This is a genomic window from Acinetobacter sp. YH12052 (assembly GCF_013419835.1).
In the GTDB taxonomy this organism is placed as follows: Bacteria; Pseudomonadota; Gammaproteobacteria; order Pseudomonadales; family Moraxellaceae; genus Acinetobacter; species Acinetobacter amyesii.
The window spans coordinates 21,400-46,792 of sequence record NZ_VOZI01000006.1 but is presented as its reverse complement, the minus strand read 5'-3'; the positions used below and the strand labels follow the sequence as shown (position 1 = coordinate 46,792).

The window sequence follows — 25,393 nt, the reverse complement described above, 5'->3', positions numbered from 1 at the left end:
TCATGGCAGCGCGGCAGTCTCAATGGCAAAAAGTTCATCACTACGCATGGTTGGTGGGTGGAGCTGTGTGTCTGTTCGCTGCATTGGTTTTCTGGGCGATTACAGATACCAAAGAATTGGTTGAAGTTGAAAAGCAAGCGGAAACCGAAGTGGATTTGCAAATTCAGCCAGAGAAAGTGGCAGCAATGTCCCATCTTGGTGCATTAAATGAAGAAGTACGTCCACTTGATATGACGACCCGTGTGGTTGCTACAGCTCAACATGAGCCAGAATTTCGCGGCACTAAATTTATCAATGATTCTGCCAAACTTTATGGTGTTGAATTATTTCGGGTTTCTGAGGAAGATATTTTAAAAAGTTTCTTACGCAAGCAGCCTGAGCGTCATAAATTTATTTATCTACGTCTTTCAGGTGAAGACCATCCTGAGCAATACGTCATTTTAACTGGACCATATTCGTCGCAAAATGATGCCAAAGCTGCAATGTCGAGCCTCAACATCGCTTTGCCTGCTTCAATCAAACCTGAAGTTGTGGAATTTAAACAATATCAAGCATATGTGAATGATTTAGGCACGGAAGAAATGTCGTCGAGTCAAAAGTTATATGCTGTTAAATTAAAATCTGTGCCTTTACCGAAAATTGATGAAGCTCAAATCGCCGCACGAAAAGCAGCGGCTGCAGCGACGGTAACAACACCAACTAATGCAACGACAAGTACTACGGTGACACGTCGTGATGCTGAAGGAAATGTGATTGATGTGCAAAAATCACAAAGTAGTGTAGATGCACCACGTCCAAAACCTGCACCGGTAGAACAAGAAGTAACCGATCCTTTTAATTAGTTCTAAAATAGCGCAAGACCTCTTAGGAAAAGTCTAAACTGCACAGAAAAAGTGCATAAAATTAAAAAAGAACAATTTGAATTATTTGTTATAACTAAAAAATGCTTGTAATCAGCCATCTTAGGAGAAAATGCATCAAGTTGGCATATAAATTGCTTAATTGGTGCGTAAATTGAACTTTTCTCCCTGTTTTGGCGCGAAAATGATTCGATAAAAGTGCGAAGTCATTAATCCAGTCGTTATCCCTGATCTGAACTGCAAAAGCAGAAAATTTGACTTTTTATTCATGCATCAAAGGTGAATTCGGTTTATCTTAAGGGTGTGAATAAGAAATAATTTTGCTCGACAGAACAATTCATGTGAGTAAGTTAAGACGAATCGCAACAAGAAATTAGTTTGTTAAGTGCTCGAAAGAGCTGTAAAGAAAAGAAGGGTACGCTATGCACATGCCATCGCCTAATACTGTAGCTCCCGCTCAAGGTTTATACCAACCGGATGAGTTTAAAGATAACTGTGGTTTCGGTTTAATCGCCCATATGCAGGGTGATGCAAGCCATGATCTCGTCAAAACCGCAATGCATAGTTTAAGTTGTATGACCCACCGTGGTGGTATTGCCGCAGATGGTAAAACCGGTGACGGCTGCGGTCTACTCCTTGCTATGCCCAAAGAATTTTTCCGTGAAGAAGCGAAAAAACTCAGTGACATTACATTGAGTGAAATCTTTGCTGTGGGTACGGTATTTCTAAACCTAGACCCTGCATTAGCCGCACATGCAAAACAAATTTTAACCAAAGAAATCGAAGACGAAGGTTGTAAAGTCATCGCTTGGCGTGTTGTGCCAACCAATAACGATGTGTTGGGTTCAATCGCGATGCAGTCATTGCCTGCATTTGAACAAATTATCGTGAATTGCCCAATGGGTGTTTCAGAGGTTGAATTCAACCGTAAGTTGGTGATGGCACGTCGTCGTGCAGAACAACAGCTGACTGCTGACCCATACTTCTATGTAACCACTTTATGCTCAACTGTGATCAGCTATAAAGGTTTGATGATGCCAGCAGCCATTGCTGATTTCTATACCGATCTTGCTGATGAGCGTTTAAAGTCACACATTGTTGTATTCCATCAGCGCTTCTCAACCAATACCTTGCCTCGTTGGCCATTGGCTCAGCCGTTCCGTTACTTAGCACATAATGGTGAGATCAATACCATTACCGCCAACCGTAACTGGGCGATGGCACGTACACCAAAATTTGAAAACCCATTATTGCCGGGTTTAACTGAGCTGAATCCAATCGTAAACCGTACAGGTTCGGATTCTTCAAGCTTAGATAATATGCTGGAAATCCTTGTCGGTGGCGGTATGGACTTGTTCCGTGCGCTACGCATGTTGGTTCCACCTGCTTGGCAAAACGTTGAAACTTTAGATGCGGACTTACGTGCATTCTACGAATTCAACTCGAAGCATATGGAAGCATGGGATGGTCCAGCAGGTCTGGTAATTCAAGATGGTCGTCATGCGATTTGTATGCTTGACCGTAATGGTTTACGTCCAGCACGTTGGGTAATTACCAAAAATGGTTACATCACATTGGCATCAGAAATTGGTGTTTGGGGTTATGAACCAGAAGACGTTGTGTCTAAAGGCCGTGTCGGTCCGGGTCAAATCTTGGTGATTGATACCTTTACCGGCAAAATGCTCGATACTCAAGATGTGAGTAATCACCTCAAACGTATGCGTCCGTACCGTCAGTGGTTACGTGAAAACTCAGTACGTGTACAAGGCAGTCCAGAGCTGGAAGAATATTTATGTGATCAAGGCTTAAAAGGTGATGACCTGAAAGCTTCACAAAAGATGTTCATGGTGACATTTGAAGAACGTGACCAATTGCTTCGTCCAATCGCTGAAAGTGGTCAGGAAGCCGTGGGCTCAATGGGTGACGATACGCCAATGGCAGTATTGTCTCGTCAGGTGCGCCATGTGTCTGACTATTTCCGTCAGCAGTTCGCTCAGGTTACGAATCCGCCAATCGATCCATTACGTGAATCGATCGTAATGTCATTAGAGACATGTCTTGGCCGTGAACAAAATGTATTTGAACAAGGTCCAGAGCATGCAGATCGTCTGATCATTTCAAGCCCAGTACTGTCAAATTCGAAAATGCATCAAATTCGTACTCTTGGTCGTAAAGGTTACGAAATTGCAGACATCGACCTGAACTATGCAGAAGCTGAAGGCTTAGAAGCTGCTATCGCGCGTATTTGTGAAGAATCTGCACAAGCGATTCGCGACGGAAAAACATTGCTTGTATTGTCTGATAAGAAAATCCGTCAAGGTTTCTTACCTGCAAATGCATTGATGGCAACTGGCGCGGTTCACCACTATTTAATCAATGTGGGTCTTCGTACAGATGCCAACATCATTGTCGAAACTGGTTTAGCACGTGATGCACACCAGTTTGCGGTGATTCTTGGTTTCGGTGCGACAGCGATCTATCCTTACCTTGCATATGACGTGATTAATGACTTGATCGCGAAAGGCGAATTGTTGGGTGACCCAATTCATGCGCAAGCTAACTTCCGTAAAGGTATTGAGAAAGGCTTATTGAAAGTACTTTCTAAGATGGGTATTTCTACTGTTGCCTCTTACCGTGGCGGTCAGTTGTTTGAAGCGGTCGGCCTTTCTGATGAAGTGGTTGCAAAATGCTTTACTGGCGTACCGAGCCGTATTAAAGGCGCAACATTCTCTGATCTAGAAAATGACTTGAAAAAATTGGCAGATTTGGCATGGAAATCACGTAAGCCAATCGATCAAGGCGGTATGCTGAAATTTGTATTCGGTAAGGAATATCACGCATTTAACCCAGACGTGATCAATGCGCTGCATAAATCTGTGCGTTCTGGTAATTATGCGGACTTTAAAGAATACGCAGAGCTAGTGAATAACCGTCCAATCGCAACGATTCGCGACTTATTCAAACTTAAAACTGATAATTCAATTGCGCTTGATCAAGTTGAATCCGTGGAAGAAATTCTACCACGTTTTGACTCGGCTGGGATGTCTTTAGGCGCATTATCGCCTGAAGCACACGAAGCCATTGCAATCGCTATGAATACCATTGGTGGTCGTTCGAACTCGGGTGAGGGCGGCGAAGACCCAGCGCGTTACGGCACTATTCGTAACTCGAAAATCAAACAAATTGCATCTGGCCGTTTTGGTGTGACCCCTGCATATCTAACTTCTGCAGAAGTCCTTCAAATTAAAGTGGCGCAAGGTGCAAAACCAGGTGAAGGTGGTCAGTTGCCGGGCGGTAAAGTGAATGGCTTAATTGCACGTTTACGTTACTCAGTACCAGGTGTGACTTTAATTTCTCCACCGCCGCATCACGACATCTACTCAATCGAAGATTTATCACAGTTAATTTTCGATTTAAAACAAGTTAACCCACAGGCGATGGTGTCCGTTAAGCTGGTTTCTGAGCCGGGTGTTGGTACGATTGCGGCTGGTGTAGCAAAAGCATACGCAGACTTCATTACCATTTCTGGTTATGACGGTGGTACAGCGGCTTCTCCACTTTCTTCAATTCACCATGCAGGTTCACCATGGGAACTTGGTCTATCTGAGGCGCATCAGGCGCTTCGTGTGAATGACCTGCGTGGCAAGGTCCGTGTACAAACTGATGGCGGCTTGAAAACGGGTCTAGACGTTGTGAAAGCAGCGATTCTTGGGGCAGAAAGTTTCGGTTTCGGTTCTACACCGATGATCGCATTGGGTTGTAAATACCTACGTATTTGCCACTTAAACAACTGTGCGACCGGTGTTGCAACACAACAAGATCATTTACGTCAGGAACACTATATCGGTGAGCCTGAAATGCTGATCAACTTCTTCCACTTTATTGCGGAAGAAACGCGTGAATGGCTGGCAGCGCTTGGTGTAGCAAGCTTGAAAGACTTGATTGGCCGTACAGATTTACTGGAAATGCTTCCAGGTGAAACTGAAAAACATGCACACCTTGATTTGAGCGCATTACTCCAATCGCATCCTGCGGCTGAAGGCAAAGCACAGTACTGTGAAGTACAAGGTAATGCACCATTTGATAAAGGCTTATTGGCTGAGAAAATGGTAGCTGAAATGCTGCCAGCGATTGAAGCAGGTACAGGCGGTGAATATAGCTTCACAATTGGTAACTGTGATCGCTCAATAGGCGCGCGTATTTCGGGTGAGATTGCAAAACGTTATGGCAACCTCAGTATGGAAGCGCATCCTGTTAAAGTTAAATTAACAGGGACTGCAGGTCAGTCATTGGGTGTTTGGAACGCCGGTGGTTTACACATCAGCCTAGAAGGCGATGCGAACGACTACGTGGGTAAAGGTATGGCTGGCGGTCGTATCTCAATCTTCCCACCGAAAGGTTCACCGTTCCAAACGCAAAACACGGCGATCATTGGTAACACCTGTTTATATGGTGCAACAGGTGGTAAATTGTTTGCTGCAGGTACAGCAGGCGAGCGTTTTGCAGTACGTAACTCAGGTGCGTTTGCTGTGATTGAAGGTGCAGGCGACCACTGCTGTGAATACATGACAGGTGGTATCGTGACTGTATTGGGTAAAGTGGGTCATAACTTTGGTGCGGGTATGACAGGCGGTTTCGCTTATGTGCTCGACCTTGATAATGACTTTGTTGACCATTACAACCACGAACTGATTGAATTGAACCGTATCTCTACAGAATCGATGGAAGAACACAAAGAGTTCTTGTGCCGTATCTTAGATGAACATATTAAAGAAACAGGTAGTGCTTGGGCGTATAAGATCCGCAACGAGTTTGACTTCTATAGCCGTAAATTCTGGCTTGTGAAACCAAAAGCTGCTAATTTGCAGACTTTGTTGAAAACAACTCAAGCTGATCCACAATAATTCCACTACTGCAGATTTGATAGGCAGGTGTAAGTCCAAACATGCTTACACCTACCCACGGAGAGAGACATGGCAGAGCGCCTAAATAATGACTTTCAGTTCCTGGATGTAGCACGCCAAGATCCAGAGAAAAAAGATCTAGTTGTCCGCAAAGCAGAATTTGTGGAAATCTATAAACCGTTTACAGCTGAAGTTGCAAAAAACCAAACACACCGCTGCTTAGGTTGCGGTAACCCGTATTGTGAATGGAAATGTCCAGTACATAACTACATTCCAAACTGGTTAAAACTGATTGCAGAAGGTCGCATTTTCCAAGCGGCAGAATTGTGTCATCAAACCAACACCTTGCCTGAAGTTTGTGGTCGTGTGTGCCCGCAAGACCGTTTATGTGAAGGCGCGTGTACGCTAAATGACGGCTTTGGTGCAGTCACCATTGGTAATGCTGAAAAATACATTAACGATACAGCCTTTGCATTGGGCTGGCGCCCAGATATGTCACACGTTAAGTGGACAGACAAAAAAGTTGCGATTATTGGTGCGGGCCCTGCTGGTCTTGGCTGTGCCGATATTCTTGTACGTAATGGTGTGAAGCCAGTTGTATTCGACAAACGCCCTGAAATTGGTGGTTTGCTGACATTTGGTATTCCAGAATTCAAAATGGAAAAAGACGTAATGAAACGTCGCCGTGAGATTTTCTCGGGCATGGGTGTTGAATTCCGTCTAAATACCGAAATTGGTACAGATGTGACCATTGACCAGCTTTTGGCTGATTACGATGCTGTATTCATGGGTATGGGAACTTATACCTACATGAAGGGCGGTTTCGCGGGTGAAGACTTTGTTGGTGTTCATGATGCACTGGATTTCTTGATTGCCAATGTCAACCGTACGCAAGGTTGGGAAAAAGATCCATCTGAATACATCAGCATGGAAGGCAAAAAAGTGATTGTTCTCGGTGGTGGTGATACCGCGATGGACTGTAACCGTACTTCAATCCGTCAAGGTGCCGAATCCGTTGTCTGTGCCTACCGTCGTGATGAAGAAAACATGCCGGGTTCACGTCGTGAAGTGAAAAATGCGCGTGAAGAAGGGGTGGAATTCCAATTTAACCGTCAGCCAATCGAAATTGTCGGTGAAAATGGCAAAGTAACGGGTGTTAAAGTCGTGACCACTCAACTCGGTGAGCCTGACAGTCGCGGTCGTCGTAGCCCTGAGCCAGTTCCAGGTTCAGAAGAAATTTTACCAGCAGATGCAGTATTGCTTGCCTTCGGTTTCCGTACCAGCCCTGCAGATTGGTTTACTACATCAAACATCAGTATGGATGGTTCAGGTCGCGTCATTGCTGCTGAACAGCAAGAATTTAAGTTCCAAACATCGAATCCGAAAATTTTTGCCGGCGGTGATATGGTACGTGGATCGGACCTTGTGGTAACCGCAATCTGGGAAGGTCGCCAAGCTGCGGAAGGTATTCTTGACTACTTAGATGTTTAAGTCATGACATGCCAGTGATTGCACTGGATTCATTCAAAAAACCCGCTTCGGCGGGTTTTTTATTTTTTGGAATTTACCTCAAATAACACGTAAATGGATTTTGCAGATATATACGCTGAAAAGTTGTCAGACAGCGCTTTAGAATGGTGAATTATGCAAGTGTGCTAGCACATTTTGCCATGTGTGAAAGAGCTTAGGAATTACATACTGCGATCATGATCTAAATCTTAGGAAGCGACCATGACGCAAGTGACGACACAAAAAACATATCTAAATCGTCCTAAAGCTATTGGCATAACGGTACGTCGAGCACAATTCAATCCTAAAGCGATTCGCCGGCATTATTTTGCCAACTCACCGGTGATGTCGCATTTGTTGACGGCATTGTCATCGACCTTTCCCATTGGTGAGCAATTCTTTGTGCATAGCGTGCGCAATGTACGCGATAAAGTCAGTGATGAAAAATTGCAAGCTGAGATCGCAGCATTCATTGGACAAGAAGCGATGCATTCCAAAGCCTATGCTGAATTTAACGATGCTTGGCGCAGTGAAAGCTATAATTTAGATCGTTTCCAAGCATGGCTGGCACGTAAAGACAGCTATGTAAAAAATTTACATCCAAAAATACAGTTGGCAATTACCTGTGCATTTGAACATTTTACCGCTTTGCTTGGTGGCTATATTTTAAGACATCCTGAAGTGCTCAGTACTTTAGATGATGATGCAGTGAAACTTTGGGTGTGGCATGCGATTGAAGAGATTGAGCATCGTGCGGTAGCATTCGATGTATACCAGCATGTCTATGGTGATGACAAAATACGTCGCATGATTATGCGCAGTGTGACCACGGGTTTTGCAAGTCTTACGTTTTATTCTGCAACGAAGCTATTTATGCAGGATAAGAAAAAAAGTTTGCCGAAGGTTGGTGGAAATATATTCGGGGCGTATTTATTGGCAAAAATGTTTATTCAATTGACGCCAGAATATTTGTCATATTACAAAGCAGAATTCCATCCGAGCGAAATTGATTACAGTCAGATCGTGAAATATTGGAAAGAACGCCTTGCTGATGAATATCAAATGGAAAGTTTTCAGACTGAAATTACACCGCAATTGTATAGTTAATTCAAAATGTTAAAAAAGCCCGAGTTGTGGGCTTTTTTTAATGCTAAATATTTTTCGAGTAGATCAGTTTAATCACAAAGAAAATACATAATTCATTCGAAAAATAAGGTTAGAATGAATTTATTTAAACAATTACAAATAAATACTTGAGGTTAAGGGTTATGAATTCAATGAAAAAAAGCATGCTCGCAATCGCATTAGTCAGTACGTTGACCCTGAGTGGTTGTGGCTATAACACATTACAAGTCAAAGACGAGGCCGTTACAGCAGCATGGTCTGAGGTGCAAAACCAATATCAACGTCGTGCAGATTTGGTACCTAACCTTGTCAATGTGGTTAAAGGTTACGCGAAACATGAGGAAGAAGTACTGACAGAAGTGACTCAAGCACGTGCCAATGTTGCGGGCTTAAAAGTGGATAAGGAAGTTTTGGAAGATCCAGCACTGTTCCAAAAATATCAAGAAGCTCAAGCGCAGATGACCAGCGCACTTTCTCGTTTAATTGCAGTCTCGGAAAATTATCCAGACTTAAAAGCCAATGAGCAATTCCGTGATTTACAGGTACAGCTTGAAGGCACTGAAAACCGGATCGCTGTCGCACGTAATCGCTACATTACTACGGTACAAGACTTTAATGGCTATGCACGCCAGTTCCCGCAAGTGATGACAGCTAAAGTCATCGGTATGGATACCAAGCCTAACTTTAGCGCAGAGCAAAGTGCACAAACTGCACCGAAAGTTGATTTTGATTAATTGGCATCACTGCATTGTGAGGTGGGCTGATGGTGGATTTTGAGCTAAAACATACAGGTTTGTTGTGGCTGCAGCGCATGGTTTTAGCATGCTTATTGTGTGTGGTGGGTTTCACACATGCAGAAACTGCCACCGCTACAGATGTAGATGCTGAAACAGTTGTTGTCGGTAAAATATTAAAAGATCAGCAGTCAGCTACACAAAAAGAAACAACAGCACAGCCTGAAATCAAAATTCAGCAGCCGAATATCGCCAATGATATGGCAGATGGCGAGTCGATTCGTGGCTTGCCGACGCTCAATGAACCGGTAGTTGATCAGGCAAATTTGCTTTCGGCTGCTGAAAAGCAAGCCATTAGTCAGAAAATTCTACAGTTGCACGAACAAGGTAAGGCACAAATTGGTGTCGTGATTGTGCCAACCACAGGTCAAGAAGATATTTTTGATTACGCCATGCGTGTTGCAGAAAAATGGCAACTCGGTTCAGCAAAACGTGACAACGGGATATTGATGGCGATCGCTGTGAATGATCGCAGAATTCAAATCCTGACGGGTTATGGGCTAGAAGGAATCATGCCCGATATCATCGTTAGTCGCATTATTCGTAATCAAATCACACCGTATTTTAAGCAAGCTCAGTATGCTCAAGGCATAGATGCTGGCTTAACGGAAATAACACGTATTTTAAATCAAGACCCTGAAGTTGCAGCTCAGGCAGCCCAAGAGTTGAAAGAGCGTCAGGAACAAGCCTTACACGAACAACAAGCCAAAGAGAAAACGTTTACAACGGTTCTCATCATTTTGGTGATTGGTATTTTTGCATCCTTTATTGTGGGTAAGCGCTTAAGTGCGTCAACTGCTGCTGTTGCAGGTACCGTTGCTGGTTTGGTCAACGGTGCAGGTCTACTCACCAGTCTGTTGATGGGTGGAGCAATTTTCTTTTTACTGATTACGGCTATTGCTCAAACCATTTTTCAAATGTTCCTTGCTGGTGGTGGGGGCGGTGGAGGCCGTAGCGGAGGTGGTGGCTTTGGTGGCGGCGGCTATAGCGGAGGCGGTGGTGGCTTTGGCGGTGGGGGAGCATCAGGTTCATGGTAACGAAAACAGAAACAACAGAAATTGTCACCTGTCCTAAAACACAGGAAATACAACAACCAAGTTTTAAACGCTGGTTGAAGCACTTTTTTTATATGCCTGCAGCAAACCGGTTTTTTAATAAGCAAGATCAGCAGGCCATTGCGCAAGCGGTGACAGAAGCTGAGCATGGCCATGTGGGCGAAATACAGGTGGTGATCGAAGGGCATATTCCTTCGAACCAAGCCTATTATCAAAATATCCGTGCACGTGCTGAACAGCTCTTTGCGGAACTGGGTGTGTGGGATACAGAATTTAATAGTGGTGTTTTACTTTATTTAAACTTATGTGAACGTCAGGTTGAGATTGTGATTGATCGCGGGATGAGGCAGGCAACCGATGCCCAAGTGTGGCAGGAAATTTGCGTGCGAATTATCCAAAGCATGCAAAATAAACAATACCGAATAGCTTTAACGGCAGGCGTAAAAGAGATTGGTGAAGTGATGGATCACTTTTATGCCGGGAAGTCTGAAGATCGAACGAATGAAATCGCAAATGCACCAATAATTTTGCGCTAAAAAACGGTGATAAAGTGACACAAATCGTCACTTTTAAACACAAAAAGAGACGTAATGATTACAAAAAATAAAAATATTTTTTTAAAGTGCTGTTTTTTCTGTCATTTTCACTATAATAAATCTTGGCACGCTCTGTGCTATTTATAAAACAAGCTACATAGCTTTATTAAATAATTAAATTAAAAAACATTTGTGGAGAATGTTATGAACGCTCAAAAGGGTTTCACTCTTATTGAATTAATGATCGTTGTTGCAATTATCGGTATTCTTGCAGCGATTGCGATTCCTCAGTATCAAAACTACATCGCTAAATCTCAAGTTAGCCGTGTAATGTCAGAAACTGGCGGTTTGAAAACAGCAATTGAAAGCTGTTTGCTTGAAGGCAAAACTTCACTTCCTGCTGCTGGTGCAGCTGCAACTGCTGCAGACTGTGACCTTGGATGGACAAACAGTAATTTATTAGGTGCTGCGGCAACAAATGCATCCGTTCAAGGTGAAGGCTTAAAAGTTACATTTGGTGAAGGAGTTGCTGATAGTACAATTGTAGCTCGATTTGGCGCGAGCGCAGCACAAGCATTGCAAGTAGATGGCAAGCGTACATTAACTTGGACACGTAATGGTGAAACAGGCGCTTGGTCTTGTACTACGAAAGTAGAGACTAAATACCGTCCATCTGGTTGTGCGGGTTCAGGTTCTTAATTTTTTAAGTACCAAAAAAAGAGGGAGAAATCCCTCTTTTTTTGGTTTCAACTATGAAATACTTTTATAATATTTTAATTGTAATCAGCCCAAATTTATTTTGGGGGCTATTGTCATTTATATTAAATACAAATAGAAGTTTTATTAATATTGATTACTTTTTCCCTGTACTTCTTTATATTTATGGACGTAAAAAATCGGCTATTATTTTTTTTATTTTTTTAAATTTTTTTGATTTTGTTAATATATTCTCTCAAATTTTTCCTTTTATCCGTTTCGGGGATTTAATCTATTTAGTTAAATTTTCATTGCTTTCATCTTGGATTAATTTTTTAATTCCTATGTTTTTTTTGTTTTTTATATATACTTATTTTGCATTACTAAATATGCTTACTTTGAAAATAAAAAAAGTGTTTATATTTTTAATATTTAATATATTATTATTTTTATTGGTTATACAAAATTATTTTTTTGATGTTGAAAGTAATAGATTGTGGAAAAATGATTCAAAATATATAGTTCAGTCCCAATTGCTGAATGCTTATGAGTTGCGAAGCGATGGTTTTATACAAGGATTTAGTATTGAAGGTGATGCATTTAATGATATAAAATTAAAATCTGCATCAGAAGATCTATTTCAAGTTGATGATAAAAAAAATAAAATACTATTAATTGTAAATGAATCATGGGGTCATGCATTAGATAATTCAATAAATATTGATATAGTTGGCGATATAATAAAAAATAATTTAGTAGAATATTATTCCTTGAGCGCTATGAATGTGAATGGGTTTACGATTAATGCTGAAATTAGAGAGTTATGTCAAAAAGATTTAAAACATTTTAATTTAAAAAATCAAATAAAAGGTTTTGAAAATTGTTTACCAAATATATATAAAAAAAAGGGTTACCACACCTATGCAATGCATGGGGCTACTGGAGCTATGTATGATCGTAAATATTGGTACCCAAAAGCAGGGTTTGATGCATTAATATTTAGAGATACAGTAAACAATCTAAATTCAAGATGTTATTCATTTCCAGGTTTTTGTGATAGAGATTTAAATCAGTTTGTTGCAAATGCATTTAGAGAGAAAAATGTTTTCTTTTATTGGTTAACTTTAAACACGCACGTAAATTATGATTTAAATGACCTAAAGAAAGATCATTTTAATTGTGCTAAGTACAATATAGAAAATAACTCTTCAAGTTGCCGTAATTTGAAATTGCAAAAACAGTTTTTTTACTATTTAGGAGAGTTAATAGGAAAACCAGAAATGAAGGGGGTACATGTAATTGTTGTTGGAGATCATGAGGCGCCAACATATGGTGAAAATAAGACAGTTTTTTTTGAAAATCAGGTTTCCATTTTGAATTTTAAGGTTAAGTAATGCTTGAGTTGATAAATATAAAAAAATATTTAACGATTATATTTTTTTATCTCACAATTATATATATAGGAGTGGGGAGTACAGGGGCTGGAATGCAAAATAACAAGGATATTTCATATGGATTTCTGTATTTATTTATATTGATGTTTTTTTTCTTTCGTAAAGAGATGATATCTAATATTAATAAGGAGGTTCTTTATCCGATTTTGATTATGATGGTTAGTTTTTTTATCTCATGTTTTTATACTGAATTTAAAAATAATGCTGATGTATGGCTAAGATATTATGCCATAGCGGCATGTTTATTATTTTCATATTTATCTTATATTGTTATTGTTAATAGAATTGTTAATATTAGAAGTGTTATTGCTGTTATTGCTGCGCTCGGTCTATTTCATACAATAGTTTTGCTGAATATCTGGTTTTCTGAGGAGATTCCTGCGAAATATAACTGGATAAATGGGATTCCTTTTTTTAGCAATATAAGGCATTTAGCTGATTATATATCTATTTCTTTTCTTTGTGCGCTTTTTCTTTTTTTAACTGCAATCGGAAAGAAAGCTAAGCTGTTTTGGCTTTTAATGAGTATAATTATTTTAACTTGCGTATTTTGGACTGGATCTAGAGCTGCCTATATTGGTATTTTCCCTTCAATTTTAGTTTTGTTTTTTTTGTTAAGAAAAAGAGTCAGTAATTTAATTTCTATAGCTTTTATATGTGTAACATCTGCGGTGTTAACTTTATTTTTTCAAACTACACATTTTAATGTAGGTTTTTTTAGTGCTTTTAGCCGTTCTGCGGGTAATAGTTTAAATAGTATTTCTTCAAATAGGGTCGAATTATATAAAACAATTTTTGAATGGTTTAGTTATCATCCTCTTTGGGGGCTTGGAGCAGAGTCTGTAAAAGAATTAGGATTTTATCAAGGAGACAATAGATTGACAGCGCAAGCTCATAATTCAATTTTACAAATTTTGGTTGAGTTTGGGCTTATGGGTTTAATATTTTTGAGTATGCTTTTATATAAAATTTTTAAAAAATTTCGTTATGAGAAAACTAATGCTATCTATGCTATATGCGTAGCTGTAACTATAAATATTTTTGTTGCATCATTATTTAATGGTGGAGCATATTACGTTGTTACGATCAGTACATTTTGTTTATTTGTGGCTATAGCATTTGCATATAAAAAGTTAAATTATGAAAATTAGAAAACTGAAATTTTACGAATTTGTATTTATTATATTTACTTTAATATTAGTAGGTATTTCTGCACATTATATATTGATTGATCGAAATAGTTTCTGGCGCTTGATTTACCCTGTACAGGCCCGTTTATCAATAATGACCATTCAATGTTCAGATGAATCTCCAGAATGGATGCGCAGCTTATTAAGTGAAATTATTTTGGAACAGAAAAATCTATCTAATCAATTGGCATATATAAATGATTATAATCAATTATTTGCATGTCAAAGTGGATGGGTCGGAACAACCGGGTTTTCTAAATTAGTGACAGAGAACACACGATTTCGCTATGCCAGTATGACGAAAATTTTAACGAATGATGCTGTAATCAGTTTGCTGAATCAAAAAAAACTCAATTTAAATGAACCTTTTGTAGATAGATTTGATGAATTTCAGAATCAGAATTTTAAAGATGAACGGATAAAAAAAATAACGATCGGCGACTTGTTGCAGCAAAGAAGCGGGTTTGACCGTTTAAAAAGTGAAGACATCATGTTCTCTACAGCAGAAACACCTTGGTGCCCCAGAAATTTAAATAAATTGCTGGCAATAAAATTAGATTCAGATCCAAATGAATATTATGCATATGATAACCGTAATAGCTGTCTATTAGGTGCAGTGATAGGGCGTATATCAGCCATGAGTTACCGTGAGTATATGTCACAAAACTACAAATTAAATCAAAATAATATTAAATTCATCAATTCAGGTTATTTTTCTGATGAGGTGAAATACGACTTTAGAAATAATGATTATTGGATGGAGGCAGATGATAACTCATTTCATTTTAATGAGCTTTCTTCGTCTGCTGGTTTAACAGGCAGCGCCAGTGCTTTGGCTCAGTTGATTAAACCAATGTTAAATAAGCATCCCTATAATATATTAAGCATTAGTGATAAAAGCTTAAGCAGTTGTAATATCAATACTTTTAAATCCTGCAATGGATTTGCAATGTGGGTATATCAACGTGATAACAGCTCTAAAAAGGTTTTTTTTAGAAATGGCGGATTGCCCGCCGCAACCTCTTTGACTGCGATTAGTGAGGCGGGTGAGGTGGTAGTGTGGGTTGGAAATGGAGCTTCACTTTTAGATAAAAAATTTGATGAAAATTTGCTGGAAAAAAAGTTCTATCAAATTTTAGATAAATAGTTCACCTTTGTGACAAAAAATGTAAATTATTGACGTGAAATAACTCATTATAGTCTTAGGTTGTTGAAATATATAAAAATAAATCTTGGCATACTTTTTGTATTGTTGCTGTTATTTAGAGGGTAATCTAATGCAAAAAGGCTTTACTCTTATTGAGTTAATGATCGTCGTTGCAATTATTGGTGTCTTGGCCTCAATTGCAATTCCTATGTACCAGACATATGTTGCGAAATCGCAAATCACTGTAGCAATTGCTGAGTTAAATGGCGCAAAGCCGCAATATGAACTCATTATTAATAATGGCTCAGCTTCAGGTGATAATGATTTTAGTGTTCCCAATATGTTTTTTTCTGGCGCACAATCTAAGACTTGTGTGTATGCTGTAAATGCGCCTGACAATTCAGGAAATTCTTCCCAGGCTTTAGTCTGTAAATTGCAGAATTCAGCTACGATTATAAATGGCAGCTATGTTTATTTAAGCCGTGATTTAAATGGCACATGGCGGTGCGGTACTTCTATTGGCATTGAAGCTAAATTGAAACCAGTTGACTGTGTTTGAAATTTGCGTAGATTAGGTTTACCTATGTGTTAAGAGTTGGCGTATGTCCAAGCGGCAAAAATTTTTTCTAAGCCATTTATTGATTTCTGTATTTGCAGCATTGCTAGTGATGAGCTTTGTTTTTTTTGTATGGTATCCATCACCGTTAGCCAAGGCAGTTGGTGTTACTCATATTTTTCTGATGCTGCTGATCATTGATGTGATTTTGGGGCCATTGTTGGGGTTTTTAGTCTTTAAAGAAGGGAAAAAGACATTAAAATTTGATTTGACGGTCATTATATTGATTCAAATCTCTGCTCTTGGTTATGGGGTTTATAGCATTGCGCAAGCCCGTCCAGTATGGATTGCTTTTAATGCAGATAAATTTGAGCTGGTTCGTAATAATGAAATGCAAACTAATGCTGATACAGCGGTCGAACAAGAATTTTCCAGACCATCGCTACTTTACCCGCAATTTGTGGGTGTAAAACAAGCTGAAAATGCTGAACAGCGGCAAGTTGAGCAAATGTCATCACTATTAAATGGAACGTCATTGGCGCAATTTCCAGAACGCTACACGCCGCTTACGCGGCTGAGTCATGATTTGCGTCAAGAAGCCAGAAATATATCTGAACTTTATGAGGTAAACTCTAAATTAGAGGTTGAAAAAATTTTAAAGGAAAACCCCCATGCGACAGCGTGGTTACCGTTAGAAACATATGCTTTACCTTTAGTTGTTTTAATTGATAAAGATAAGGCGGAAATTGTAAAAATTGTAGATTTGCGGTATTCAAAATAAGTATAAAAAAACCTGCTTAAGCAGGTTTTTTTATATTAATCAATTAATCTCAAATCTGACTTTGAATATAATTTTCTATACCCACAGACTCAACAAGGTCTAACTGAGTTGTTGCCCAATCCAACCATTCTTCTTCTTTTTCTAAGATTTCTTGAGCCAGATCTCGAGTGACATAATCTAACTGCTCTTCTGCTAGCTTAACTGCAGTTTGAATGGCTTCAATGTTCTCTTTGACTTTACGCACATCACAATTTAAGACTTCAACAGTATGCTGACCGATATAGAGTTTACCGAGATGCTGCAAATTAGGCAGGCCTTCTAAAAATAGAATACGCTCAATAATTTTATCAGCATGCTTCATTTGACGAATGGATTCTTTATATTCCGCAGAGCCCAGTTGCTCAATGCCCCAATCGTTAAACATACGTGAATGAAGAAAGTATTGATTGATCGCAGTTAAATGATGATAAAGCACCTGATTTAACTGATTAATTACATCACGATTGCCTTTCATGTCTGACTCCTTAACCACAATAAAGCTCGAACTAAGCAATATAAATTCGATATGAGAATAGAAATATCTTAAACAACAAAGTGTAATTTAGCGAGTGTTTTATAGAACAGCAAATGAAAATCACAATCAAAACAAGGAACTAATTTTTAGGCCTTTAATAAATAAAAACCCGCTTAGAGTCAGAAGCGGGGGAGGAGGAATGGTCTGAGACCATTGGTTTTATAATTATGATTGTTGAGAAAATTTAAAGCTTGGCTTATGCAGCAATTGCGATACGGGCTGCAATTTGCGCAACTTCATCACTGATGATCATACGAGCTTCAGGAGCACAGCGACCACAACAGGTGCCTAAATCAAGCATATCGCGAACTTCACGATAGCTTTCTGCACCATTGGCAATTGCATCTTTAATGTCTTGATCAGTAATACCACGGCACAAACAAACGTACATGAAATCAAACCAAGTGAATAAATGGGATAGGTAATATTATTGATAATTATTATCTTTTGTCAATAAAAATCATTTAAAAATGCATTTAAGGTGATTGAGTTTTTGAATAAAAAATGTCATTTAAGTGGAAATCTGAGTAATGCTCAGATTTCCATGTGAGGCTTTTGTTCTTTTAGAATGTGATATTTAGTGAAGGGCTTAAGCGATGTTTACTAACTTATTGATTAATAATCACCACTCCATCCATTTCAACTAGCGCACCTTTGGGTAGGCTGGCTACACCGAGTGCTGCACGTGCTGGGTAGGGTTGAGCAAAGTATTCGCCCATAATTTGGTTGACCAATTGGAAGTTAGAAAGGTCAGTGAGGAAAATATTCAGCTTAGCGATATCTGCTAGCGTACCACCTGCAGCTTCACATACCGCTTTTAAGTTGTCGAATACACGGCGAATTTGAGCTTCAATGCCTTCTACCAGCTCCATGCTATATGGATCTAAGCCAATTTGACCTGATAAATACAAAGTGTCGCCCACTAAAATGGCTTGTGAGTAAGTACCAATTGCAGCGGGTGCATTTTCAGTATGGATTACCTGGCGGGACATCTATTTCTCCTATTATCATCACAGACACAACATATATAAATAAGCGGTGTCAGGTTAGCTGGCAACTTTCGCAGGCTCAGCAATGGCAACAGGTTGTGCCAAACGACTGATGCGTGGGAAGCCAAAATGCATTCTTAAATTACGGATAATTTCGGCAATTTGTTTACGGTTATGTACAACAATATTCACATAGGTTTTTTCTTCATGTGAGCGGACAGTCTCTACACCGACTTTTTCTTTACGGCATAGATAGATCAGTTCTGAAATTTGCTCATCATTTAACAGCATGTTTAGGCATAAATAGGCTGTAAAACTAATGTCTTCACTGTCTTCTGTGGTCCAGTGTAAAGGCATGATATTTTCAGGATGTAAATGCTGTTCATGCAATAAATTATGACAACGTGAACGGTGCACAATTAAACCACGACGTGATAAATGACCTTGAATTGGATCGCCTAAAACTGGGTTGCAGCAGTGCGCATATTTAACATCGACACCATCAGTGCCCAAGATCAAGCGTGCAGAGTTTGAAGTCTGAATGGTGTCTTGAGCATATAAGTGATTGGCAACCAATTGAGGCAGTAAATCACCCACGGCGATCTGTTCAAATAATTGTTCTTTATCATTTAAATGGCGCCAATTCAGCACATTTTCCCAATCGGCTAATGTCAAATCACTCACAGAACGGTTAAAGAGTTTTAATGCGCGATTTAAAGCTTGCTGACCAACTAAACGTTGTTCATCTTGGTCTTGGTCACGAAGGATATTTTGTAATGCACGACGGGCTTTTTGGGTATTAATAAAGCTTAGCCAGTCAGGATTCGGTGTTGCAAGAACATCGGTGATGATTTCTACTACTTGACCACTTAGTAATGGTGTTGAAAGGGGCTTGGTTTCCCCATTAATTTTTGCACCAACGGCATGGTTGCCCAAAAATAAGCTTGCTGAATAAGCAAAATCAACAGCTGTTGCACCCTGAGGGAGTTCATGCAAATGACCGTGTGGGGTATAAACCCAAATTTTTTCTTGATGTAGATAATCGAGTAATTCACTAAATGTGGTCTTGGCGCATGCGCCATCGACTAACGCATTTAAGTTTTGCATGGAGGCTTGGATCGCTGAACGACAAGCTTGCGGCGCATTTTCACCGAGGACCACACCAAAGCGCGCTGCTTTACGCATCAACTCTGTTTGGATGGTCAGTGATAAAATGGTCTTTTCACCTTTTAAGCGCATCATTAGTGACTGGTTGCCACCTGGGAGTGGGCGACGGATATGATCGGCGTAATTAAGGACTTTAAAGCTTTCTTTGAGGATGTCTGCAAGTCGGTCACAGTCTGCGATGCTTTGTAAAATAATTTCAAAGGCATGACTATGGGTGAGCTCTTGCAGATCGATATCATTTTTTACAAAGTGGCGAAGTAATTCAATATTATTATTTTTCTTTTTAATTCGACCTGAAATATGGTGCTGTTCTAGTAGGGTGGTAAGGTTGTTTTCCCACTTGGTTTGGTATTCGCAACGTTTAGGTTTGGTTTGCAATAAAGCTTCTTGAACATTGTTATACATATCTAAATCTAGATTTTGATAACACAAATGTTCAAGGTTGTCGGCCATTTCATTCATACCGACAAGGCGTGCCATAGGCACAAAAATTTCAAAGGTTTCTTGGGCAATACGAGCACGTTTGTCAGGGCGTAAAGCACCTAGTGTGGTCATATTGTGATAGCGATCTGCCAGTTTAATAATAATGACACGTGGGTCTTGTAGGGTGGCTTGCAGAATTTTACGGAAGGATGCGGCTTTATTATATTCTTTATCGCTAGAATGGCTGAGTTTGGTGACGCCATCGACGAGTTCAGCAACGGTCAGACCAAATTTTTCAGTAATATCTTGTTTGGTAAATTCAGTATCTTCAATGACATCATGTAGTAAAGCGGCCATTAACGTTTCCGCATCAAGACGCATATGCGCCAAAATACAGCTCACCGCAATCGGGTGAAGGATGTAGGGTTCGCCACTTTTACGTGTAATGCCATCATGGGCAATATCCGCATAGTCGCAAGCTTCAAGCACGCGTTCGACATCACTTACTGAAAGGTAAGCGTCGATAATCACATTTAACTGTTGCTTGGCTTGGCTGACCATTGGGCCTGGCATAGAACACCCTTTTACTACTGATTTACAAATGAAACGGTTAATACTTTAATGAAATGCATATCGCATGACTTGTCAATTTTTTAGTTTAAAAAAATGAAAATCTTTTTTGCTTGCTTTGCACGTCTTAAGCTTATGTTATAACTGTTCTGAGTAAAATATTAAAGAGAATCCATAAAAAAAGCCTAGTTAAAAACTAGGCTTTTAAGGTCAGGTTTATCTTATTGGAAAGAAAAACCGTCTAAGTTTAGGTTATTTGCAGAAAGTGCAAGGTCTAAACTTGAAGTTTGGTAGTCTTGTTCACGTTGTTTCAAAATGTCTTTAGAAACGTGACCCGCTGCGATTTCACGAAGAGCAACAACGGTTGGTTTGTCATTGTCCCACTCAACAGTAGGTTCGATACCTTGACGTGCCAATTGACGCGCGCGTTTGCTTGCCACTAGTACAAGCTCAAAGCGGTTGTCTACATGGTCTAAACAATCTTCAACGGTTACGCGTGCCATAAGAATTCTCGTTTGAATATAAATTTTTAACAGACTGTGCAGTATAAGGTGCTTTGTCTATAGACTCAAGTTTTAATCACTGTTCCGTAGGGGTGATTAATTTCTCAATCAGGTTTTCATGGCGCATGGCTTGTTGTTTTAAAACAAGACGATTGGCAATAATAACGGACTCTAAGTCATGCAGTGCTTTATTAAAGTCATCATTAATAATGATATAGTCAAAATTAACGTATTGCTGCATATCTTCTACGGCACAGCTGAGACGATGTTCAATTACTTCGACAGAGTCTGTACCACGATTGGATAAACGTTGACGTAAATCGAACTGACTCGGAGGGAGAATAAAAATTTGTCTAGATTCAGGAAAAAGTTTACGAACCTGTTCAGCACCTTGCCAGTCAATTTCAAGTAAAACGTCATGACCTTTGGCCAATTGTTCTTTTACTGTGCGCTGTGCAGTACCGTAATAATTACCAAAAACTTCTGCATATTCAATGAAGCCACCTTCATTTACCAAAGATAGAAAATCTTCTTTTTTTGCAAAATGGTAATGTACGCCGTCTAATTCGCCAGGACGCTGACCACGAGTGGTATGAGAAACAGAGACATGTAAATTGTTTACACGTTCAAGCAGGGCTTTAACGAGGGATGTTTTGCCCGTTCCCGAAGCAGCAGAAACGACAAACAAGAGACCCGACATGATATTTTTCCTGATATGATAAAATATCTTCTCTATTTTAGAGTAGACGCGCGCCAAACAAAATAGTCAGACGTCTATTGTTTACATTTATTTCAAGTGATACCCGTAAAATTGAGTGGGCATTGAGGATTCTATGGAAATTGTTTTAGCTAATCCACGCGGTTTCTGTGCAGGTGTTGATCGCGCCATCGCGATTGTGAACCGTGCATTGGAATGCTTTAACCCACCCATTTATGTACGTCACGAAGTGGTTCACAATAAATTTGTGGTGGACGACTTGCGTCAACGCGGTGCGATATTTGTGGATGAACTGGATGAAGTGCCAGATGACAATATCGTGATTTTCAGTGCGCATGGTGTATCTAAAGTGGTACAACAAGAAGCTGAGCGCCGTGGGCTAAAAGTTTTTGATGCGACGTGCCCTTTGGTGACCAAGGTGCATATAGAAGTGACCAAGTATGCACGTGAAGGTGTGGAAGCGATTTTGATTGGTCATGAAGGTCATCCTGAGGTTGAAGGGACGATGGGCCAATATGACACCAAAAATGGTGGTTCGATTTATTTGGTTGAAGATGAACAAGATGTTGCTGATCTAAAAGTGGTGCATCCTGAAAAAGTAGCGTTTGTAACTCAGACAACGCTTTCTATAGATGACACCGCAAAAGTGATTGATGCTCTACGTCAGAAGTTCCCTGAAATTCAGGGGCCACGCAAAGATGATATTTGTTATGCCACTCAAAACCGCCAAGATGCCGTACGTGATCTGGCTGAACAATGTGATGTTGTATTGGTTGTGGGTTCACCGAACTCTTCGAATTCGAACCGATTACGTGAATTGGCTGAACGGATGGGTAAGCATGCGTATTTGGTGGACAATGCAGATCAGTTGCAGCAAGAATGGTTTAATGAACAGACTAAAATTGGTGTAACTGCAGGAGCATCTGCACCTGAAATTTTAATTAAACAGGTAATTCAGCGACTACAAGATTGGGGGGCAAAAGCGCCGCAAGAATTGGATGGTCGCGAAGAAAATATTACATTTAGTCTGCCAAAAGAGTTACGTATTCCTGTAACTCAGGCATAAAGTGTTAATGACTTAACATTCTGATATTTCTAATCATTTGACAGATCATTGCTTTTTGGCAATGATCTGTTTTTTTATACCTTTTATCTCTATTTGTGTCTGTTTTGTAAAATAAGTAGATATGATGCAAATAGGAAATTGTCTGTTTGCTGGGGGGCGCATGTATAAAAGCAAAGGATTTACGCTGATAGAGCTTGTGATTGTAATCGCGGTCATGTCAGTTATTGCAATGATGGCGGTGCCTTCTTTTCAATCTATGATTTATGATTATGAATTAAAAAAAGAATTCAAAGAGCTTGGATATGTGCTGGGTGATGGCAAAACTACATCCCGAGTGTCTAACCAATCTGTCCCTATATATTTCAGGGAGCCTGAGACGGGTGATCCCGATCAGTCTTTATATTTGCATGTTAATGAAGATAAATATGATTTTAATATGAATGGTGAAGAGATTTTATTTAGAAATAATGGTGTGATAGATCCGGCTGCAGGGGATTTTCCGTTATGTTTCGAGCTGACGCATATTAAAAGCGGACAAACAAAAAAAATAGAACTGTCGCAGTTGGGGATGCAGCAGGCTTCTAATGGAGCCTGTGGAGAGGTGGAGCCATGAATTATCAGAAAGGTGTTGGAATGATTGAGATCATAGTCTCAATTTTAGTGTTGGCAATTGCTGTTTTAGGGTTTATGGCTTTGCAGTATCGTTCTGTTGAGCTAGCAGCAGAGGCAATGCAAAGAGTTGAGGCAGTCAATCTAGCTCGTAATCTATCTGAACGTATTTATGTAAATAGAATTGTATATTCGGATGATTCAGGGCTTTTAGATAAAGGTGATGTCTCTGATTGTTTGAGTAAGGATAATGCGATCGTTGAATGTGATCCTGTTGACTTTATGGCTAAAGATATTGCAGATGTTAAGTCTATTGCAGAATCTAAAGCGATGGATATTAACTTGTTGACTTGTCCAGATACTGCCAATAACAGAGCATGTATTTATGTTGCTTGGGATGAAACTAAAGCTGAACAAGGTGATGAGGATGATAATGCATGTACTGCATCCGATAACTTTGCATACTATCCAGAATCTAAATGTATTGTCATTGAGGCCTTCTAATGAATAAAAAGAATTTGGGCTTCACGCTTGTAGAGTTAATGATTTCGCTTGCATTGGGTCTAATTATTGTCTTGGTTGCTGTGCAAATGCTGTTGTCAGGTCAAAAAAGTTTAGCTTTCCAAACAGCAATGGTTGATGTGCAGGATAATGCGAACATTGGCTTGAATTATGTTGTCAGTGATTTGAAATTAACGAATTTGAATATTATTAATCGCGATATGAAGAGCACGGGTATTTCAGGCCTTGTTGTAAATGCTTCAAATTATCCATCGTTAATTACGGCAAATAGAAGCGTGAGTTCTACTGGGGTGGCTAGTGCCAGTACTCAAGTGGAGAAAAGTGATGTACTGGTGATTCAATACCGTCCGAATGTTACGGGAGGATACGATTGCGAAGGTACATTAATTGAAAGTACTCAAGAAGTTGTGGTTCAGCGTTATTTTTTAAGACCAGATGAAAATGGAGCTGCACATGATTTGGCTTTGGCGTGTGATGCTGGAAGATATACAGCTGCATCAACTACTGTTAGCGGATTGAATGCTGATAGTACCAAAGGCGGTCAAATAATTATGCCCCGAATTGACCATTTTAAGGTGTTGGTTGGGGTTCAAGATATTGAAACAAATAAACTTAGTTATATGACTTTAGCTCAGTTTGCGGCAGTGCCTGCAGCAGTGAGTGCTGACAAAGGGAAGCGTGCAGTTTCTCTGCAGGTTGGATTATTGGCACGTTCGATTGACAGTTCTGGAACGAATACACCAGAACAAACGCAATACTCTTTATTGAATGAATCGTACAGTGTGTATAAGCCAGATACGATGACAACGAAATTTATTCGAATACCTGTAGAGCAAACGATTGCGTTAAAAAATGGTTTAGGGGAGCGCTGATGATTAAAAATAAGCAAACGGGTTCAGCGTTAATCGTCATTTTGGTTGTTGTGCTGCTGCTGACCATTATTGGTGTTATGGCGGTACGTTCTGGCATATTTGGCTTGAATGTGGCGACGAGCAGCCAAGTTTCCAGAATTATGGATCAAAATAATGATGCAGCCTTATTTAAGATTGAAGACAGTGCACAATTTCCTGAGTTCTTAGTGGGTACGGGGTTATTTGGCTATCCTAAAATGGATACAAACCGAGATAAAGAATTGGTGATCTGCTATAGAGGCAAGAGTACTGAGTTTTATCAATTCTACCGTGCAAGCTTGGCTTATATAGAAAAAACTGATGGCGTTGATGAAGTTAAAACAGAAAATATTGGCGGCGCTTCACGTTCGGGTTTTTGTCAAGTATCCAGTGATAAAGCAGATTTCGTCAGCGGGCGTGCAGCTGCAATGACCCAGATTGCGGTAAGAGTTTCAGGGGATACTGGAGCGGATAGTGATCCTTTCGCGTTTTATCAAGAAGGAACGGATACGGAAACAGGCAAGTTGGATGAGGCTGTACGGTTAATTATTACAGCTACGACGGTTATGCCTGCATTAAGTTCTGAGACAAATGCGACAATTAATGCTTGCCTAAGAGGGATGAGCTATTTAGATGCATCTGTAAGTGCGGAAACGGTTGCTGAGTGTTTAAGTAAGCATTCGGTTCCATTTAAAACCCAAGTCTCTGAATACAGTTTGGGACAATTTATTAAAAAAGTTGCAGTTTAGGAGAGT

General features: G+C 39.7%; 24 protein-coding genes. 18 read left to right on the top strand and 6 right to left on the bottom strand.

What is annotated here, in order from left to right; genetic code table 11:
- Positions 1–2 precede the first annotated feature (2 nt).
- The 13 genes from FTU06_RS05745 (at position 3) to tfpZ (ending at position 16,607) form a co-directional block, all read left to right on the top strand.
- Entirely contained in the window at positions 3–842 is an 840-nt protein-coding gene (locus FTU06_RS05745; protein ID WP_168378178.1) for a hypothetical protein, read from the top strand.
- A 446-nt stretch (positions 843–1,288) separates the two neighbouring features.
- Complete coding sequence (gltB, locus tag FTU06_RS05740) at positions 1,289–5,764, top strand: glutamate synthase large subunit (RefSeq protein ID WP_180145487.1); 4,476 nt, start codon at positions 1,289–1,291, stop codon at positions 5,762–5,764.
- Positions 5,765–5,833: 69 nt separating this feature from the next.
- The gene (locus FTU06_RS05735) at positions 5,834–7,255 is read left to right on the top strand and encodes an FAD-dependent oxidoreductase (RefSeq protein WP_180145485.1); all 1,422 of its coding nucleotides are present in this window, start codon (positions 5,834–5,836) and stop codon (positions 7,253–7,255) included.
- A gap of 240 nt (positions 7,256–7,495) precedes the next feature.
- Positions 7,496–8,380 (top strand): metal-dependent hydrolase, encoded by an 885-nt coding sequence (locus FTU06_RS05730; protein WP_180088929.1) that lies wholly within the window; start codon positions 7,496–7,498, stop codon positions 8,378–8,380.
- 161 nt (positions 8,381–8,541) lie between these two features.
- The gene (locus FTU06_RS05725) at positions 8,542–9,132 is read left to right on the top strand and encodes a LemA family protein (RefSeq protein WP_180145482.1); all 591 of its coding nucleotides are present in this window, start codon (positions 8,542–8,544) and stop codon (positions 9,130–9,132) included.
- Positions 9,133–9,161: 29 nt separating this feature from the next.
- Positions 9,162–10,229 carry a TPM domain-containing protein gene (locus FTU06_RS16990; protein WP_180145479.1) on the top strand — a complete coding sequence of 356 codons (1,068 nt, stop codon included), beginning with the start codon at positions 9,162–9,164 and terminating at the stop codon, positions 10,227–10,229.
- Positions 10,223–10,783 carry a TPM domain-containing protein gene (locus FTU06_RS05715; protein WP_180145476.1) on the top strand — a complete coding sequence of 187 codons (561 nt, stop codon included), beginning with the start codon at positions 10,223–10,225 and terminating at the stop codon, positions 10,781–10,783. Before FTU06_RS16990 ends, FTU06_RS05715 begins: the two co-directional genes overlap by 7 nt.
- A gap of 204 nt (positions 10,784–10,987) precedes the next feature.
- A complete protein-coding gene (locus FTU06_RS05710; protein ID WP_180145473.1) occupies positions 10,988–11,482 on the top strand; it encodes a pilin in 495 nt (164 codons plus the stop codon).
- Between the two features lie 53 nt (positions 11,483–11,535).
- The gene (locus FTU06_RS05705; RefSeq protein WP_180145470.1) at positions 11,536–12,873 is read left to right on the top strand and encodes a sulfatase-like hydrolase/transferase; all 1,338 of its coding nucleotides are present in this window, start codon (positions 11,536–11,538) and stop codon (positions 12,871–12,873) included.
- Positions 12,873–14,084: an O-antigen ligase gene (locus FTU06_RS05700; RefSeq protein WP_180145467.1), complete on the top strand. Its 1,212-nt coding sequence runs from the start codon at positions 12,873–12,875 to the stop codon at positions 14,082–14,084. Before FTU06_RS05705 ends, FTU06_RS05700 begins: the two co-directional genes overlap by 1 nt.
- Positions 14,074–15,270, top strand: a complete 1,197-nt coding sequence (locus FTU06_RS05695) for a serine hydrolase (RefSeq protein ID WP_180145464.1) — start codon at positions 14,074–14,076, stop codon at positions 15,268–15,270. Before FTU06_RS05700 ends, FTU06_RS05695 begins: the two co-directional genes overlap by 11 nt.
- A gap of 130 nt (positions 15,271–15,400) precedes the next feature.
- Complete coding sequence (locus FTU06_RS05690) at positions 15,401–15,829, top strand: pilin (RefSeq protein ID WP_180064848.1); 429 nt, start codon at positions 15,401–15,403, stop codon at positions 15,827–15,829.
- Between the two features lie 43 nt (positions 15,830–15,872).
- Positions 15,873–16,607: a TfpX/TfpZ family type IV pilin accessory protein gene (gene tfpZ / locus FTU06_RS05685; RefSeq protein ID WP_180145461.1), complete on the top strand. Its 735-nt coding sequence runs from the start codon at positions 15,873–15,875 to the stop codon at positions 16,605–16,607.
- 49 nt (positions 16,608–16,656) lie between these two features.
- On the opposite strand, the gene bfr is transcribed toward tfpZ, so the two are convergent.
- From bfr to gmk, 6 genes are all read right to left on the bottom strand, one after another.
- Positions 16,657–17,121 (bottom strand): bacterioferritin, encoded by a 465-nt coding sequence (gene bfr, locus FTU06_RS05680; RefSeq protein ID WP_180145458.1) that lies wholly within the window; start codon positions 17,119–17,121, stop codon positions 16,657–16,659.
- 256 nt (positions 17,122–17,377) lie between these two features.
- Entirely contained in the window at positions 17,378–17,572 is a 195-nt protein-coding gene (locus tag FTU06_RS05675) for a bacterioferritin-associated ferredoxin (protein ID WP_078192519.1), read from the bottom strand.
- A 217-nt stretch (positions 17,573–17,789) separates the two neighbouring features.
- Positions 17,790–18,173, bottom strand: coding sequence for a RidA family protein (locus FTU06_RS05670; RefSeq protein WP_078189365.1), 384 nt, complete (start codon positions 18,171–18,173; stop codon positions 17,790–17,792).
- Positions 18,174–18,227: 54 nt separating this feature from the next.
- Complete coding sequence (locus tag FTU06_RS05665; RefSeq protein ID WP_180145455.1) at positions 18,228–20,333, bottom strand: bifunctional (p)ppGpp synthetase/guanosine-3',5'-bis(diphosphate) 3'-pyrophosphohydrolase; 2,106 nt, start codon at positions 20,331–20,333, stop codon at positions 18,228–18,230.
- Positions 20,334–20,551: 218 nt separating this feature from the next.
- Positions 20,552–20,833 (bottom strand): DNA-directed RNA polymerase subunit omega, encoded by a 282-nt coding sequence (gene rpoZ / locus FTU06_RS05660; RefSeq protein ID WP_067762989.1) that lies wholly within the window; start codon positions 20,831–20,833, stop codon positions 20,552–20,554.
- 76 nt (positions 20,834–20,909) lie between these two features.
- Entirely contained in the window at positions 20,910–21,533 is a 624-nt protein-coding gene (gene gmk, locus FTU06_RS05655) for a guanylate kinase (RefSeq protein ID WP_180145452.1), read from the bottom strand.
- 133 nt (positions 21,534–21,666) lie between these two features.
- On the opposite strand from gmk, the gene ispH reads away from it, so the two are divergent.
- The 5 genes from ispH to FTU06_RS05630 all read left to right on the top strand — a co-directional run bounded on the left by ispH (position 21,667) and on the right by FTU06_RS05630 (position 25,387).
- Positions 21,667–22,617 carry a 4-hydroxy-3-methylbut-2-enyl diphosphate reductase gene (gene ispH, locus FTU06_RS05650; protein WP_180145449.1) on the top strand — a complete coding sequence of 317 codons (951 nt, stop codon included), beginning with the start codon at positions 21,667–21,669 and terminating at the stop codon, positions 22,615–22,617.
- Between the two features lie 160 nt (positions 22,618–22,777).
- Positions 22,778–23,230 carry a Tfp pilus assembly protein FimT/FimU gene (locus FTU06_RS05645; RefSeq protein WP_180145446.1) on the top strand — a complete coding sequence of 151 codons (453 nt, stop codon included), beginning with the start codon at positions 22,778–22,780 and terminating at the stop codon, positions 23,228–23,230.
- The gene (gene pilV, locus FTU06_RS05640; RefSeq protein WP_180145443.1) at positions 23,227–23,730 is read left to right on the top strand and encodes a type IV pilus modification protein PilV; all 504 of its coding nucleotides are present in this window, start codon (positions 23,227–23,229) and stop codon (positions 23,728–23,730) included. Before FTU06_RS05645 ends, pilV begins: the two co-directional genes overlap by 4 nt.
- A complete protein-coding gene (locus FTU06_RS05635; protein WP_180088959.1) occupies positions 23,730–24,620 on the top strand; it encodes a PilW family protein in 891 nt (296 codons plus the stop codon). Before pilV ends, FTU06_RS05635 begins: the two co-directional genes overlap by 1 nt.
- Positions 24,620–25,387, top strand: coding sequence for a hypothetical protein (locus FTU06_RS05630; RefSeq protein ID WP_257234292.1), 768 nt, complete (start codon positions 24,620–24,622; stop codon positions 25,385–25,387). Before FTU06_RS05635 ends, FTU06_RS05630 begins: the two co-directional genes overlap by 1 nt.
- Positions 25,388–25,393 lie beyond the last annotated feature (6 nt).